The organism is Streptomyces sp. NBC_00344, from assembly GCF_036088315.1.
Classification (GTDB): domain Bacteria; phylum Actinomycetota; class Actinomycetes; order Streptomycetales; family Streptomycetaceae; genus Streptomyces.
Window position 1 is genome coordinate 285,688 of sequence record NZ_CP107996.1, and the last position, 15,517, is coordinate 301,204.

Sequence of the window (15,517 nt, forward strand, 5' to 3'; positions counted from 1 at the left end):
CGCGGCCGCGCGGCCTTGCGGAGTGGCTTCAGGAAGCAAAGATCTTGTCCATCTCCTTGGCCGCCTGGTCGGCTGCCGCCTGCACACTCTGCTTGCCGGTCAGGATGGACTGCACCATCTTCGGCACGACCTGTGATGCCTGGATCTTTCCGTAGGCCGGTGTCTTGGGCACGGTCGCTCCGGCCTCGGTCATCTGCTTGGCGAACGGCGCGACGAGCGGGTCGTTCTTCTCCTGGACCTTCTTCAGCAGGGAGTTCTGTCCCGGGAAGTAGTTCGTCTGCTCGGCCCACTTGGTGGCGAACTTGCCGGTCGTCACCATCTGGACGAACTGCCAGGCCAGGTCCTGGTGGCTTCCCTTGAAGGTGCTGAGGTACGAGCCGCCGAGGAACGACTTGCTCATTCCGCCGTTCTCACCCGGGATGGGCGCCGCGGCGAGCTTCCCGTTGAGGTCCGGCGCCGCCTGGACGAAGGCCTTGGGCGTCCAGTTGCCGGAGATCGTCATGGCGACCTTCCCCTTCTCGAAGTCCGTCGCCACCTCCTTCTCGGTCCAGGTGGTGGCCTTCGCCGGAGAAACCCCGTCCTTCCTGGCAAGGTCGGTGTAGAACGTGATGCCCTTCACCGACTCGGGGGAGTTGATGGTGGACTTCCACTTGCCCCCCTCCAGCTTGGCCAGGTCGCCGCCCGCCCCCCAGATGAAGGGCGCTGCGAACATCTCCGCGCCTCCGGCCACCGGGAACGCGGTCATGCCCGGCTCCTTCTCCTTGAGCACCTTGGCGGTGTCACGGAGTTCCTTCCAGGTGGTCGGTGCCTTGAGGTGGTACTTCGCGAAGATGTCCTTGCGGTAGACGAGACCGCGCACGCCGGCGTACCAGGGCATGCCGTACTGCTTGCCGTTCAATGTGCCGGCGTCGGCGAGTCCCTCGACGAGGTCGTTGTTGAGACCGGCCTTCTTCACCTTGTCGCTCACATCCACCAGGCCACCGGTCTCAGCGAACTGCGGGATCCACGTGGTGCCGACCTCCGCGACGTCGGGGACCTGGCTCGCCCCGCCTTCGATCGCGGTGGTGAACTTCTTCTGCGCTGTGGCCCACTGCTGGTACTCGACACGGACCTTCGCGCCGGTCTTCTTCTTGAAGGCCGCGGAGACCTCGTCGAAGAAGGGCTTCGCGTCGGGGTTGGTTCCCTCCATGATCCACACGGTCAGGGTCTTCCCCTTGCCGTCGCTCGAGTTGCTGTCACTCGAATTCCCGCTGCCACAGGCCGTGAGACTCAGGGCCATGGATACACCAACGGCACCGATGAGATGTTTCCGCATGACCACTCCCCAGAGATGTCTAGACCGGAGGAACGTACGGAGCCCTCCAAAGGACAGTCAAGAGCTGAAGCCCAGTGGATGTTGAACTGTGTCCTTCGCGGATTTCGACTATTGGTTCAACCAATGGCGCTCGAGCGCCAGGCCGGCCCGTATCCTTTCGGGGAACTGCATTTCGACGCATCGTGGCGCTCCTGATCGCCTGCGGATTTCCGAATCAAGTGATGAGATTCCGGGTTGTGGCAGGACATTTCAGATCACTGAAGAATCCCTGGCCGCAATTGAGTTGGGGTGCCGTCGTCCGGGCCACGGATGGACCGCATTCGTACCGGTCGACGGTTTGCCGCGTGACGGATCCGATGCGGCCCGGGAACCCGGGGCAGCCCGGGTGCCCGGGCGCGTTCCCAGTCATTCCGCGAGGAACCGGACGGCCCGCGGCGCCGCCCCTCCGGCCCGCTCCGGCAGGCTCAGCGGCCCCCACCCGGGCACGATCGTGCCGAGCACCCGTGCCGCGGTCGCCCCCGTGCACGAGGGAATGGTGGCCGGCAGGCCGTGCGCCGTGTGCCAGCCGATCACCGCGAAGGCGATGGCCTCCTTGGCGTCCGAGGGGAGACCCAGTGAGTCGGTCGTCGTAACCGGAACGGCGGGCAGCGCCCGGCCGAGCGCAGCCATGAGCACCGGGTTGCGCACCCCGCCGCCGGAGACCAGCAGCCGGCCGAGCTTGTGCCGGTGCACCTCGTCGGCGATCGTGGCCGCCGTCAGGGCTGCCAGGGTCGCCAGCAGATCGTTCAGCTCAAGCCCGGCATGGTGACTCAGCATCCTGCGCAGATACTCCCCGTTGAAGAGTTCCTTGCCGGTGCTCTTCGGCGCCGCGAACCCGTAGTACGGCTCGTCCATGAGGTCCGTGAGGAGGTCGGGCACCACTCGGCCTCCCGCCGCGAGTCGGCCGTCCTTGTCGAAGCGCTGTCCGGTCGCTTCCTCCACCGCCGCGTCCAGAAGGGCATTGGCCGGCCCGGTGTCGAACGCGACGGGGTCGGGACCCGACGTGGTGAGGTTCGCGATGCCGCCGAGGTTGAGGGCACCGGGCCGGTCGGACATCCCCGCCATCAGCAGGGTGTCCAGATGGGAGACCAGTGGCGCACCCTGACCGCCGGCGGCGATGTCACGTGACCTCAGGTCGGCGACCACCGGTACGCCAAGACGTTCGGCGATCCAGGCGGGCTGGCCGAGTTGAAGGGTCCCACGAGCCCGGCGGCCTTCCACCCAGTGGAAGAACGTCTGGCCATGCGTGCACACCAGGTCCACAGGTCCTGCCGACGCAACCGCTGCCGCGGCCGCGTCGGCGAAGGCCTGCCCGATCAGGGTGTCGAGACGGCACACCTCCGCCACCCCGGCCTCATGGGGCGGCAGCGCACGCACGATCCGGGTGCGCAGGCCGGTCTCGTAGGGTACCGCCCCGGTGTGCAGCACCCTGCCCTCCAGCACACCGTCCTGGTCGCGGAGGTCGACAACGGCGGTATCCATCGCGTCGTGCGATGTACCACTGATCATTCCCAGAACGCGCATGCCCGTCACTTCCTATCGGGAGACAAACCTCGGCCATCGGTGCGGCAAGTGCGTTCCGGAGCAACGGGAGTTGCCTGCCGGCCGCCGGCTTGCGCCGCGGATGCCCTTCTGCCCACCCTCGCCGCCATGTCCGCGACCGTACGCTGCCCCCACACGATCACCCCGGGCCTGAGTCAGCCGGTTCCCGGCGTTCGCGCCTGCTGCTCACTGACGACGGACGGCCGGCTTACCGGTTCCTGCAGACAGGCCGCCGCAGCAGGCCTGCATGACGTACCGCCGGATTCCGGTCGGCGCCATCGACGGTTGACGCCATATCACGTTCTGATATATCACTTCTTTGTTAAATCTCATTCAGCTGAAGCCAGAGAGGCTTGGACATGTCTACTTCATCGCGACCATCGGTGTACGAAGTTCTGGACGACCGATTCCAGACCGGACGATGCACCCACGGGGACGAACAGCTGGAGCGGCTGTACGAGAACTGCCGCTGGGCCGAGGGCCCGCTCTACCTGCCGGCCTGGCGCCAGCTCCTCTGGAGCGACATTCCGAACGACAGGATGCTGCGCTGGGACGAGACGACCGGCGCTGTCAGTGTTTTCCGCGCCCCGGCAGGCCACAGCAACGGCAACACCCTCGACGGCGAGGGCCGCCTCATCAGCTGCGAGCAGGGCAACCGACGTGTCACGCGCACCGAGCACGACGGAACCATCACCGTGCTGGCGGACCGATTCGATGGCAAGCGGCTCAACAGCCCGAACGACGCGGTCGTGCACTCCGATGGCACGATCTGGTTCTCCGACCCCGATTTCGGCATCACCAGCGACTACGAGGGTCACTGTGCGGACAGCGAGATCGGCGCCTGCCACGTCTACCGGGTCGACCCGGCTACGGGCACGGTCGCACTGGCGGCAGACGGGTTCAACGGGCCGAACGGCCTGGTCCTGTCCCCCGACGAGCAGCAACTGTACGTATCGGACACTCGCGCCGGACACATCCGGGTCTTCGATGTACGTGAGGGCGGCTCGCTCTCGGACGGCACGGTCTTTGCCGAGGCCACTGACGGGGAGAGCCGATTCGACAACATCCGCTTCGACAACCAGGGCCGGCTGTGGGCGGCCGCCATGTTCGGTGGAGTCCACTGCTACGACAGGGACGGAACCCGGATCGGCCGACTACGCGTCCCGGAGGCGGTCTCCAACATCGCCTTCGGCGGCCCCAAGAACAACCGCCTCTTCATCACAGCCACCACGACGCTCTACTCGCTGGTGATGTCGGTGACGGGAGCTCCCCGCATCCGCCGCACCCGCTGAGGTCCGACCCGTGTCCGCCCACCTCCAAGAACGCCGGACGGCAGACGGTCTCGGCGCCGGAACGGATGGGGACCTCACCCCCGGTTCGCGCCCCGCAGCGGACGGACCCGCGCATGACGGGATGTCATCCATGACCGCTCATTCTCCCGGTCACGTCGCCTCGGAACCCTCCGCCTCCTGGACCAGTTGATGATCTGGGACGTGCGGCCCAGCTCTTGACGCCACCCCCGGGCTGCGGATGAATGGCGCCCTGGGACAGCAGTCACTCACTGAGTTGGGGGAGACACATGGGGCACATAAGCCGCAGGGCACTGATCGCCGGAGGTACTGCCGTGGTCGGAGGGCTGATGCTGACCGGCCAGGCCGTGGCAGATCCGCAAGCAGCCCGCCACGGCGGACGAGCCGGCAGGCGACGCGAGCTGCGTGGCGAATGGATCGCCACAGTCGCCAACACGGACTGGCCGTCCAAGCCCGGTCTGTCCGCCGCCGACCAGCACGCCGAACTGCTGGTGTATCTGGACGACGCCGTACGCAGGAAACTGAACGCCGTCATCCTTCAGGTGCGGCCGACCGCAGACGCGCTGTGGCCCTCACCGTTCGAGCCCTGGGCAGAATGCCTCACCGGCGTGCAGGGGCAGGACCCCGGCTGGGACCCGCTGGGCACGGCGGTCGAGGAGGCACACCGGCGTGGCCTCGAACTGCACGCCTGGTTCAACCCCTATCGCATCGCCAATCACACCGACCTCTCCCGGCTGGTGCCCACACACCCGGCGCGGCTCCACCCGGACTGGGTTGTCCCTTACGGCGGAAAGCTCTACTACAACCCCGGCATGCCCCAGGTGCGGCGTTTCGTACAGAACGCGATCCTGGACGCCGTACACCGCTACGACATCGACGCGGTGCACTGGGACGACTACTTCTACCCCTACCCCGTCGCTGGTCAGATCTTCGACGATGACGCCACCTACGCCACCTACGGTGCCGGCTTCCCCGACAAGGCGGCCTGGCGGCGCGACAACAACGACCGGCTGGTGCGGGAGACCGCCGCCCGGATCAAGAAGATCAAGAAGCATGTGCGCTTCGGGATCAGCCCGTTCGGTGTGTGGCGCAATGCCGCCACCGACCCGGCCGGCTCGGACACCACGGCCGGAGTCCAGACCTACGACGATCTGTCGGCCGACACGAGGAAGTGGGTCAGGGAGGGCTGGCTGGACTACGTCTGCCCGCAGGTGTACTGGAACATCGGCTTCGCTGCCGCCGACTACGCCAAGCTGGTGCCCTGGTGGAACGATGTGGTGAGCGGCACCGACGTCGATCTCTACATCGGCGAGGCGCTGTACAAGGCAGGCGACCCGGCGCAACCCGCTCCCTGGCAGGATCCGGCGGAGCTCTCGCGCCACCTCACCTTTGCCGGCGACTACAGCCGGGTGCGCGGCCATGTCTTCTTCTCCGGCAAGGAAGTGGTCGCCGACCCGACCGGCGCCATGGCCAGGGTGGTGGCCGACCACTACGGAAGCAGGGCGCGGCCGCCACGCTGAAGCCTGCCGGTGACGCCCTGGCCCCGTGGGCAGCCGGCCTTATGCGCCGTGTGACGCCGATGCACGTACCGAAGGGACTGGTCTGCGGGCCGACTCCGGCCTCCGTGGCAACGTGCTGCCGCCCACCACCCACGCGGACCCGGTGTCCTGGGCGTCGCCGCAGGGCCCGGCCTGGCAGATCTCGGCCGATGACTGACCAGGCGTGACCGGGCCGCCGCGATGGCACGACGGAACATTTTCGGCCCGGCCCCGGAAACGGGTCGATTCGAAGGGTCGCCGATTCGAGGAGGGCATGCCGGCATCGGCACCGGCTCAAGGACGTCCGGGCGACGGCACCTGACGTGCCGTCCCGTGTGCAATCCGAGCGCCGGACGTCCGTACCGAACTGCCCTGCGGGTGCTTCATCGCGCTACCAGCGTGACCGCCGCGCCCAGAAGCAGGACCGGCAGCGTCCAGCCGAGGCACCCGATGGCCCGGCGTTGCGGATCCCCGCCCAGTCGCCGCCGCCTTGCGTGATGTCCTCATCACCTCGAGGCTACCGGCCGCCGAAGGGGCGAGAAGAGGCGAGAAGCAGTCGAGCCAGGGCCCGTCACCACCGGAACTCACCGTCGTAGAGGCGCTGGTGCCACCATCCACGACCGCGCCAGAAACGCCGGTGGGCGTGTGGGTCGGGCAGGGTCCGGCGTCGCAACTCGGCGTCGAGGGGCGCGAGAAGGCGCCCGAGTTCGGCGCGGGCGGGCAAGGGCAGCAAGCGCAGCGCTTCGTCCAGGGTGTCGCGGGCGTTCGCGACGTTGACGAGCGAGGAATCCGGGTGGGGAGACACCTCGAAGCACAGGTCGAGATAGCGGCCCGGCTGTCGCAGGAACGCCCGGTAGTTCCTGAGTGCGGCTTCCACCGCGCCGTTCCACAGGGCACCCACGGGGTCGTCGTAGTCGTGCTCCGCGCGCTGGATCTCGGCGCAGGTGCGCGCGGACAGCCCAGGAATCCGGACGGCCCAGGGGCCCTGAACAGGCACCACCGGGTCTCCGGCGCGAAGCGCGCTGGGCCGCCTACGCGGCATGGGCCTTTCGGTGGGTCTTCATGATCGTCATGGTGCCGGACATGCGGGTGCTCCGCAAGGGCCGAATCCGCCTTCACAGCCACCGGCGAATTCGCACCGAGCCCCTCCCCCGGCTCCCGCTCCGGGTCGAGGCCGGACCCACGAGGTCTCGTATCGCCTCGGCCGGTCGGTACGGCGGTCCCCGACCGGCCCCGGCTGTGCACGGTGCCGTGACCGGGACCTGGCGGGAGGCCCTGCGCTCGGGTTTCCCGACCGCTCACCCGACCACTCCCCGAATGCGAACATGCAACGCCGGAGCCCCGCGTCCGCGTGCACCGGGCCGGGGGCAGCGCCGCCCGGCACTACCCCGGCTGCTCGCCCGCCTCGGGAGGCCGGTGGCGCGGTTGGCTGAAGTGCACTGCCGACAGGACCAGTACGGCGGCGGCCACCGCGATGAGTGCGCGGCCGGTGCCCCACGGAACCATGAGCGTGCCAAGGGCCCCGCCCAGGAACATCCCACCGACCGTCGCGCCGAGACGGATACGCGCGAGCCGCTGAAGCGCCGCCTCTCGGCCCGCCGGCAGCCGCAGGTGCGTGACGACATCCGCAAGAAGACGCACCAAGGACATCTGCACGAGCAAGGTCGGCATGCCGGGGACCGCGGCGCGCAGTACGAAGGCAGCCCGCATCCCCATGGCGAGGGCCACGATCGCGATGACCACCAGATCAGGATCGTGGGCGAGCGAGCCGATCCCGTGGCGCAGGAGCGCCAGTGTCCCTGCCAGTCCGAGAAGGGCTGCCTCGCCGACCAGTGCTGCCGGGAACCACCGGTGCGTCACGAGCCGGTGAGCAACGAAGGATGCCACAGCAACCCCTACGGTGAACGCGCTCAGGGCGACGGCGGACCGGGCGACGGGAACTTGGCCCCCGTCGGCCAGCGCGAAGGCGAGGAACAGCACATTTCCCGTCGCGAGTGCGGCGAACACGTGCCCCATGGTCAGGAAGGTGATTGCGTCAACCGCCCCTGCAACCAAGGTGAGTGTTGTCATGATGACGGTTTCGCGCAGTTCGTTGGGTTCGGCGGGTTCGGACGGCACGGAACCTTCAGGCATGAGTGGGAGGTCCTAGCTGGAGCTTCGAACATGTCGGGGGTGACAAGGCAGCCGGCGAGGCCGAACAAGGCCTGCGCGAGCACCGTCGCGTCAATTCCCCTTTCTCACGACCGATCAACGAGCACACAAGCCGGCAGTCACATCCGCGGCCCCTGTTCGGAGACGGCATGCCGCGCAGGAGAGCCGGCCCCGTCCCTTGCCTCGCATCCGACCTCACCCACGGACGGACTGCCGGCTTGTCCCCTGCCCGACCGTGCGGAGCAACGGACCACAGCCTGGGAACCACTTCCGGGCGACGGGGCGGCCCTTGGGCCGGGGCACGTCGATGTGACGGCACTGTGACCGACATTGTGGCCTCCCTCACGGCACGCAAGGTCGGCGCCTGATGTCCTGAGCCAATGCGTCCCGCCGTACCTCTCGCCCTGTCCGCTGTCCTCGCAAGCATCGTGGCCCTCGGCGGATGCGGTGCGCGGAACGCCGCTTCCGGTCCCTCCGCCACATCCACATGCACACCGTTGCCTCCCGACGGAGATCCCACGGGATGGAAGCGGGACAACGTCAGCATCATCAAAGGCGGTTGCGGCCCCTCCCCCGCTTCAAACGCCGCCTTCAAGGTGACCAACACCGGGACCGAGCCGTTCACCTACACCATCACCTTCAATCTCCTGAACGACTCCGGGGAGGTCATGGACAACTTCCGGCAGACAGTGGCTTCGGTACGTCCCGGCCGGACCGTCAAACGTACTGTCAGTCCCGGAGAGCCACTGCCCGGTCCCGGGAACGAGGACTTGCGGATCGCCACGGTACGGGCGGTCCCTGCGGATGAGGCGCCCGTCTCACCAGGGGTATGTCCGCCCGCCGGAACCCGCGTCATGGCCGACGAAGGTGATGCGGCAATGGGGTTGCGTGTCGTAGGACTCCACCTGACGAACTGCGGAACCGGTGTCTACCACATCACCGGCTTCCCGCACCTCCGATTGCTCGACGACAAACGGAAGCCGGTGGACTCCGTGCGGATACTCCACGGCACCGACCAGATCTCCACGGCGGTCACCGAGGACGCCCGGCCGCAGGCTGTGACGCTGCAGCCGGGCGAATCCGCATCCGCCTCTCTCGCGTGGCGCAACACCACCGGCTCCGGCAGTCCCGTAAACGCCCCTTACGCCGAAGTGACGGCGAAACCAGGGTCTCCGACCGTGACCGTGACACCGGAAATCGACCTCGGAACCACGGGAGAGCTGGGTGTCAGCCCCTGGAAGAAAGACCAGGCCCCTGTGCCATCGAAACCGTAGGACCGCGTCCATCCTCATCGGAGGGCTTTTCGCGTGCTCGGCGCGTACGGACGCTGGGCGACCGGGGACACTCAAGGCCAATACCCGCCCGGGAACCGGACCCTTCTCCTGGCAGATGGCCGGGTGACGACCGGGCCGCACCGGCGCGGATCGCCCGGACGAGACCCGTAGTACGGACGCACCGCACATCGGCGCCGCCCTGGTGAGCGCCGAGTGGCCTGTGGTGTCAGCGGCGCCGGAGCGTCTTGTCGGACAGTGCCGGCGGTGTGTAGTAGAAGTCGTCCCGGTTCAGGTCGGTCCCTGGCGGAACGATCTCATCGATACGGTCCAGGACTTCCCCGCTCAGCTCGACCTCCGCGCCGTCCAGCAGGTCCTCGAGGTGGGCGGCCGTGCGCGGGCCGATGATCACGGAGGTGACGGCCGGGTGGGCGCGTACGAACGCGATCGCCATGTGCCGGAGCGACAGACCCCCCTGATCGGCGACCTCCATGAGCTTGGCCACCGCCTCCAGTTTGGCCGCGTTGCCAGGAAGTGACGGGTCGAACTTGTGCTGCTCCATGGCCGCCCGTCCGCTGCCCGCCGCGAGGTTGACGTCCGACGGCTTCCCGTACTTGCCGGAGAGCCATCCAGCGCTGAGCGGACCCCAGGTCAGAACACCCATGCCGTAGCGCTGGGCAGTGGGCAACACGGACCCCTCAGCGCCCCGGGCCAGGATCGAGTACGGCGGCTGCTCGGTGCGGAAGCGGAGGTGGCCTCTCCGCTCGCTCACCCACTGGGCCTCGACGATCTGTTCGGCCGGAAAGGTCGAGTGTCCGATCGCGCGCACCTTGCCTGCCCGCACGAGATCGGACAGGACCGACAGGGTCTCGTCGATGTCGGTGTCCGGGTCGGGGCGGTGGACCTGATAGAGGTCGATGTAGTCGGTGTTGAGGCGCTGGAGACTCTTCTCGACGGCGCGGGTGAGCCAACGACGCGAATTCCCACTGTCGTTGGGATCCTCGCCCATCGAGCTGTGACCCTTGGTCGCCAGGACGACAGCGTCCCTGCGGCCTTTGAGTGCCTTGCCGACGATCTCCTCCGACTCTCCCTGGCTGTAGACGTCGGCCGTGTCCACGAAGTTGATTCCCGCGTCCAGGGCGCGGTGGATGATACGGACCGACTCGTCGTGGTCCCCGTTTCCCCACGCGCCGAACATCATCGCGCCGAGCGCATGGTCGCTGACCGAGATACCTGTGTCGCCGAGGATCCTGCGTTTCATGAGAGAGCTGTCCCTTTCTCGGGTGCCGGACGGCGGTTCCGGGGCACCAGGGCGCCCTCATTGCTTTTTCTACGCGGTCGTCCCTGCTCAGGCGAGGAGCCCGACCGCCGGTGCGGCCGAATGGACGTACGGCGTGGGTGCCACGGCGGGAGGGAGCCGCAGGGCGGCGGCTGGGAGCTTCTCCTCGGCGACGGCAACCCCGACTGACGGCAACCTCACTTCTGGTGACCGGCATGCTGTCGGGCCCGGCCCCGTCCGGCTGCCCCGTGCCCGCCGGTCCGTTCGGGGCAGCCGGACGGGAAGGTTCCTAGTGCCGTATCAGGCAACGTTTGCCCTGTCGTGATGTGACGTGCCGCTCAGGTCCTGTTCCGTGCGGCGTGTTGCCGTCAGGCTGTGCGGGTGGCAGAACGAGTACGTGTCCGTGAGATCGACGATGACGAAGGCAGGCGGCTTCTGCGGATCATCCGCAGGGGCACCGGATCGGTGGTGACCTGGCGGCGGGCCCAGATGGTCCTGCTGTCCGCGCAGGGCATGCCGGTGGCGAAGATCGCCGAGGTGTCGTTCACGAGCTATGACCGGGTTCGCGATGTGATTCACAACTTCAACACCGACGGCTTCGGCTCCCTCTACCCCAAGTACAAGGGCGGCCGGCCGAAGACCTTCACGCTGCCCGAGCGGCGCGAGATCAAGAAGATCGCCAAGTCCAAGCCCACCGAGCACGACCTGCCGTTTTCCACACCTGGAGCCTGACCAAGCTGGCGGACTTCCTGGTCGCCGAGGGGGTGGTCGACGACATCAGCCACGAGGGCCTGTGCATCCTGCTCCGCGAGGAAGGCGTCTCATTTCAACGCATAAAGACCTGGAGTACCTCCCGCGACCCCGACTACGCGGCCAAGAAGGCCCGGGTCGAGCACCTCTATGCGATCGCCGACGGCGAGGTGATACCCGAGGACGACGAGCCTGAAGTGGTCTTCTGTGTGGACGAGTTCGGCCCGCTCAACCTGATGCCCCACCCGGTCGGCAGTGGGCCGAGCGCGGCGGCAGGCACAAGGACCCCGACCGCGAACCCCGCCGCAGACGCCGGGCCACCTACAACCGCTACGGCGGAGTACGGCACCTGTTCGCAGCCCTGGACCTGACCAAAGACAAGCTCTACGGCCACATCAAGCCGGTAAAGAGGCGGACACAGTTCCTGGAGTTCTGCCGCTACCTGCGCAGCCTCTACCCGCCCGAGGCCCGCGTCGCGATCGTCTGCGACAACTTCTCCCCGCACCTGACCACGAAGAAATGCCAGCGGGTCGGCACCTGGGCAACTGCGAACAACGTCGAGATCGCCTACACCCCGACCAACAGCTCCTGGCTCAACCGCATCGAGTCCCAGTTCACCGCCCTGCGCTACTTCACCCTCGACGGCACCGACCACGCCACCCACAAGGAGCAGGGAAGCATGATCCGCCGCTACATCATCTGGCGGAACAGCCACGCCGCTGACGAACGACTCCACAAGGTCGAGGCTCGGGCGAACATCGCATAACAGCTGGGCACCCCCTCTCCGGCCGGAGATGCATCAGCCTGCCGAGGGCGCGCCTTGCTCCTTGCTCAGCAAGATTCCGCGCGGCCCGAAGCCAGCCGAAGAGTAGAAGCGAACGGCTCCCTTGTTCGGCGCGAAGATGCCGGCATAGATGATCAAGACACCGCGCTCCGCGGCGGCTTTCTCCGCCGCCATCAGCAAGGCCGCCCCGACGCCCTCGCCGCGATGCCCGTCCAGGACGACGGTGTGGATCTCGGCCGCGCGGCGGGGAGCCAGGATCTGATGGTCCGGGGGGTCCGCCAGCAGGACTACCTCCACCATGCCCACCACCTCGCCCACCGCCTCGGCGACCAAGATCAGCACTTTGGGCTCGGTCGCAAGCACCTCCTCGAAATGCCTGCGCACGGCCTCGACGTCGGGCACCCGGTAGATGGCCGGATCGAGTTGGACATGCCTTTCAGCATTCGCGAGACGCAGGCGAACAAGCGCGGGCACGTCCTCCCGCTCTGCGGCCCTGACCAAGATCGGCATGAGTGGGAGCCTTCCAGCTCGCCCACCCCACCGCAAGGCGCACGGGGCAACTCAAGACGGGGCGAACGTTGCCTGATACGGCACTAGCAGCTCATCTTCCAGGTGTGGGAGTCGCCGCTGTCGTTGCCCCAGCTGTTGTAGCTGATCTCCTGGCCAGGCGCCAGGCATACCGTCCCGAGACCGACCCAGCCCTTGTTCTCGTACACCTGGACGTGGTCCTTGATGCCCGGGCCCGAGATCCCGTGGTTGGCCCAGGAGGAGTCCTGGTCCTGGATGGGGTCCTCCCAGTCCCCGTCGTCCCCTGACCAGTTGGTCCGCTGCCCGCCGAAGTCACGGTCCGTCCAGGCACAGAACTGACCGCTGGGGCACTCCGCGGCGTTCGCGCCGCCCGTGGTCGCCAGCGTCCCGCCGAAGGCCAGCACAGCAGCGGAAAGCAGGATGATGGGCTTCTTCATGTCGGGTGGTTCTCTTTCTGTCGCTGTTGGCTGAGCAGGGTGATGGCCTGGTGCAGGGCCCGGGCCCGAAGCCGGGCCACCTCGGCGACCTCGGTGCGGTGCAGCTCGCGGACCGCGGCGAGGCTACGGCCGCGGTAACGTGCTTCGGGCCGGAGGTTGTTGACGATGGTCGAGGCCCGGAACCAGCGGCGCTGATCGCCGTAGAGAGTCCGCTGAGCGGCGGCGAGGCAGCCGTCACTGTGCGCACGTACCACGTAGCCGGTGGGCAGGGTCAGGGTCAGCTCGGTGTGGCCGGCGCCGAAGAGCGCGTCCGTGACGCGCCGTCCCTCAGCCTTGCTCGGCGGTCGCTGTCCGGGGCGGGGCGGTGTGAGCCCCAGCCGGGTGAGGCAGCGGTCGGTGAGCAACTGCTGGGCGGAGTTGACCACGTCGTCCGGTTTGAGCCGCGGCGGCGAGGGTTCGGCCGCACAGCCGCCAAGGCCGAGTGCCGCCGGCAGCAGCACTCCCAGGAGAAGGGCCGGCCGGGCGGCTCCGCGTAGGGGCGACCGCTTTCCAGGCCGCGGAGCAGCCCCGGCCTGGTGTCGACGGAAGTGCATGGCGTGCCGATCAGCCCGGCTCACAGCCCAGCTTGTCGTGACTCACACCATCGATTTTCCCGGCCCAGGCCGTCCAGTTCTCGTCATAGTCGTCCTTCCGGATCTCCCGGTACAGACAACCGGCCCCAGGCCCGTAACTGATCGCGTAAACACTGCCGTTAACCTTGGACTCGAAGGAAAATGCATGGCGGCGGGTGCCGTTCTCCGCGTCGGCGTAGCCGGGAGGGCCGTAGCACCACGCCGTGCCGTGCATGGAGGGCTCGGTCCAGAAACACACCTGGCCCTGCCCCACCCGAGCCGACGATGCGGGATGTGTCGCACCGGCCGTGGGTGCGGCTGCGGTGGTACTCAGGGCCGCTGCCAAAACGGCGACGACGACAGGAACGAATGTGTGGCGCATACGGGCCCCCAAGTGCGGCTGTGACGCTTGATGTGACAGCGTTTCCTGGAGACTACCAAAAGTAGTTGCTCAACTACTAGGAGTGACGATAAGTCGTACTGGAGATCCCTGGGACACGTCCGCCGAGGGCATTCACGGGAGATCAATCGGCCGGTGCCGAACCATGGGACACCGCTCGCGCATCTCGCCGACCGGACGCTCTTCGCGGCGAACGCTGCCTGCTATCGGCACCAACCTGCCTGCCGCGGGGGGTGGTTATCTCCACGCCGTCCAGTCCGGGATCAACCGACAGCCCGTCACGGACAACGGCGACCCAGGCAACACCATGCCGTCACGCGATCACTCGGTCGATGAAGGCGGACAGGTTGCTCCGAGTGCGGGCGATCTTCTCGTCGGGGGAGAGCGTCTCCTCGAAGCCCCACCCGGCCGCCGTCTTCCGCTTGCCCCGGATGTACAGGGAGCAGGCCAGGTCGGTGCAGAGATACTGACCGACGGTGTTGCCCTGGCGGCCGGCTTCACCGGGGCGGCGCGCGGTCATGAGCCCCACGCCACCGCTGGTATGGGTCGTCAGGCAGAGCGAACACATGCTGCGGGAGGTGAATCCGCGCTTGGCTGCCGTCACCGCGCGCAGCGCGAGGCCCACGAGGCCACCGTCGTGCTCAACGACGAGGTAGACGCGCTCGGGGGCACCGGGATCTCGCCAACCGAGGAAATCGAGGTCGCCCCATGGGCGCTCCTCAAGATCCCTCGGCATGCCGAGACGTTTGGCCTCGCCCTTGGAGCAGTTGACGAACGACGAGCGGATATCGGTCTCACTGAGGTGTCTCACATCATCGAAGCTAACTGGCCTAATATATTTAGGCAAACCAATTATTTGATTAGTTTACGGAGGGCGCATGGCGCGGATGGGCATCACCCCGGAACGCCTTACCCGGACAGCGGCTGACCTCGCGGACGAGATCGGCTTTGGCGATCTGACCGTCTCGGCGGTCGCGCGCAGGCTCGGCGTCAAGGATCCGAGCCTGTATGCGCACATCCGGAACGCGCGGGAGCTGAAGGTGCGGGTCGCGCTGCTCGCCCTGCAGGAACTGGCCGACGCGGCCGCGGCCGCGCTGGCCGGCCGGGCGGGCAAGGACGCACTGGTGGCCTTCGCCAACGCCTACCGTGACTACGCCAAGAAGCATCCTGGCCGGTACGCCGCGGCCCAGTTCGAACTCGATCCGGAGACGGCGGCCGCCAGCGCCGCGCCCAGACACTCGGAGATGACACGGGCGATCCTCCGCGGCTACAACCTGCCGGAACCCGATCAGACGGACGCGGTGCGGTTCCTGCACAGCACGTTCCACGGGTACGTGAGCCTGGAGGTCGCGGGCGGATTCCGCCACACCCCACGCGAGGCGGATGCCTCCTGGTCGTGGGCCCTGGAGACCCTCGACTTCGCCCTGCGGAATCGGCCTCCGGCCTGACCTCGGTCCCTCCGGCGCCCGAGAACCCTGCTTCGTGGCTCGAGGGCGCCACCGTTGGGCCGGAGTGCTTGCGCGGCTGGAGAGCCGAAGGCCCGCGTCCGAACCGACCGGGGC

14 protein-coding genes and 1 pseudogene are annotated in these 15,517 nt (G+C 67.7%); 5 read left to right on the forward strand and 10 right to left on the reverse strand.

Annotation, left to right across the window (positions count from 1 at the left end; translation table 11 throughout):
• Positions 1 to 28 precede the first annotated feature (28 nt).
• Both OHS16_RS01405 and OHS16_RS01410 read right to left on the reverse strand, forming a co-directional pair.
• The gene (locus OHS16_RS01405) at positions 29 to 1,315 is read right to left on the reverse strand and encodes a sugar ABC transporter substrate-binding protein (RefSeq protein WP_328535279.1); all 1,287 of its coding nucleotides are present in this window, start codon (positions 1,313 to 1,315) and stop codon (positions 29 to 31) included.
• Positions 1,316 to 1,720: 405 nt separating this feature from the next.
• Entirely contained in the window at positions 1,721 to 2,878 is a 1,158-nt protein-coding gene (locus OHS16_RS01410) for an anhydro-N-acetylmuramic acid kinase (protein ID WP_328535280.1), read from the reverse strand.
• A gap of 377 nt (positions 2,879 to 3,255) precedes the next feature.
• On the opposite strand from OHS16_RS01410, the gene OHS16_RS01415 reads away from it, so the two are divergent.
• On the forward strand, positions 3,256 to 4,188 hold the full coding sequence (locus OHS16_RS01415; RefSeq protein ID WP_328535281.1) for an SMP-30/gluconolactonase/LRE family protein: 933 nt from the start codon (positions 3,256 to 3,258) through the stop codon (positions 4,186 to 4,188).
• Between the two features lie 287 nt (positions 4,189 to 4,475).
• Positions 4,476 to 5,726 carry a glycoside hydrolase family 10 protein gene (locus OHS16_RS01420; RefSeq protein WP_328535282.1) on the forward strand — a complete coding sequence of 417 codons (1,251 nt, stop codon included), beginning with the start codon at positions 4,476 to 4,478 and terminating at the stop codon, positions 5,724 to 5,726.
• 589 nt (positions 5,727 to 6,315) lie between these two features.
• Here OHS16_RS01420 and OHS16_RS01425 read toward each other — a convergent pair.
• Both OHS16_RS01425 and OHS16_RS01430 read right to left on the reverse strand, forming a co-directional pair.
• Entirely contained in the window at positions 6,316 to 6,744 is a 429-nt protein-coding gene (locus OHS16_RS01425) for a hypothetical protein (RefSeq protein ID WP_328535283.1), read from the reverse strand.
• A 383-nt stretch (positions 6,745 to 7,127) separates the two neighbouring features.
• Entirely contained in the window at positions 7,128 to 7,877 is a 750-nt protein-coding gene (locus tag OHS16_RS01430; RefSeq protein ID WP_328535284.1) for a YoaK family protein, read from the reverse strand.
• A 686-nt stretch (positions 7,878 to 8,563) separates the two neighbouring features.
• Between OHS16_RS01430 and OHS16_RS01435 the strand changes: the two genes are divergently transcribed.
• Entirely contained in the window at positions 8,564 to 9,169 is a 606-nt protein-coding gene (locus OHS16_RS01435) for a DUF4232 domain-containing protein (RefSeq protein ID WP_328540677.1), read from the forward strand.
• A 226-nt stretch (positions 9,170 to 9,395) separates the two neighbouring features.
• Here the strand turns inward: OHS16_RS01435 and OHS16_RS01440 are convergent, their stop codons facing one another.
• On the reverse strand, positions 9,396 to 10,427 hold the full coding sequence (locus OHS16_RS01440) for an aldo/keto reductase (RefSeq protein WP_328535285.1): 1,032 nt from the start codon (positions 10,425 to 10,427) through the stop codon (positions 9,396 to 9,398).
• A gap of 399 nt (positions 10,428 to 10,826) precedes the next feature.
• Between OHS16_RS01440 and OHS16_RS01445 the strand changes: the two are divergent.
• A pseudogene (locus OHS16_RS01445) lies at positions 10,827 to 11,961 on the forward strand (IS630 family transposase).
• Between the two features lie 33 nt (positions 11,962 to 11,994).
• Here OHS16_RS01445 and OHS16_RS01450 read toward each other — a convergent pair.
• The 5 genes from OHS16_RS01450 to OHS16_RS01470 form a co-directional block, all read right to left on the reverse strand.
• Complete coding sequence (locus OHS16_RS01450; protein ID WP_328535286.1) at positions 11,995 to 12,489, reverse strand: GNAT family N-acetyltransferase; 495 nt, start codon at positions 12,487 to 12,489, stop codon at positions 11,995 to 11,997.
• Positions 12,490 to 12,572: 83 nt separating this feature from the next.
• Complete coding sequence (locus OHS16_RS01455; protein WP_328535287.1) at positions 12,573 to 12,944, reverse strand: peptidase inhibitor family I36 protein; 372 nt, start codon at positions 12,942 to 12,944, stop codon at positions 12,573 to 12,575.
• The gene (locus OHS16_RS01460) at positions 12,941 to 13,444 is read right to left on the reverse strand and encodes a hypothetical protein (RefSeq protein WP_328535288.1); all 504 of its coding nucleotides are present in this window, start codon (positions 13,442 to 13,444) and stop codon (positions 12,941 to 12,943) included. The genes OHS16_RS01455 and OHS16_RS01460 overlap by 4 nt, the downstream gene beginning before the upstream one ends.
• 103 nt (positions 13,445 to 13,547) lie before the next feature.
• The gene (locus tag OHS16_RS01465; RefSeq protein ID WP_328535289.1) at positions 13,548 to 13,829 is read right to left on the reverse strand and encodes a hypothetical protein; all 282 of its coding nucleotides are present in this window, start codon (positions 13,827 to 13,829) and stop codon (positions 13,548 to 13,550) included.
• A 439-nt stretch (positions 13,830 to 14,268) separates the two neighbouring features.
• Complete coding sequence (locus OHS16_RS01470; RefSeq protein ID WP_328535290.1) at positions 14,269 to 14,766, reverse strand: FBP domain-containing protein; 498 nt, start codon at positions 14,764 to 14,766, stop codon at positions 14,269 to 14,271.
• Between the two features lie 67 nt (positions 14,767 to 14,833).
• Between OHS16_RS01470 and OHS16_RS01475 the strand changes: the two genes are divergently transcribed.
• Entirely contained in the window at positions 14,834 to 15,403 is a 570-nt protein-coding gene (locus tag OHS16_RS01475) for a TetR/AcrR family transcriptional regulator (RefSeq protein WP_328535291.1), read from the forward strand.
• Positions 15,404 to 15,517: the final 114 nt, after the last annotated feature.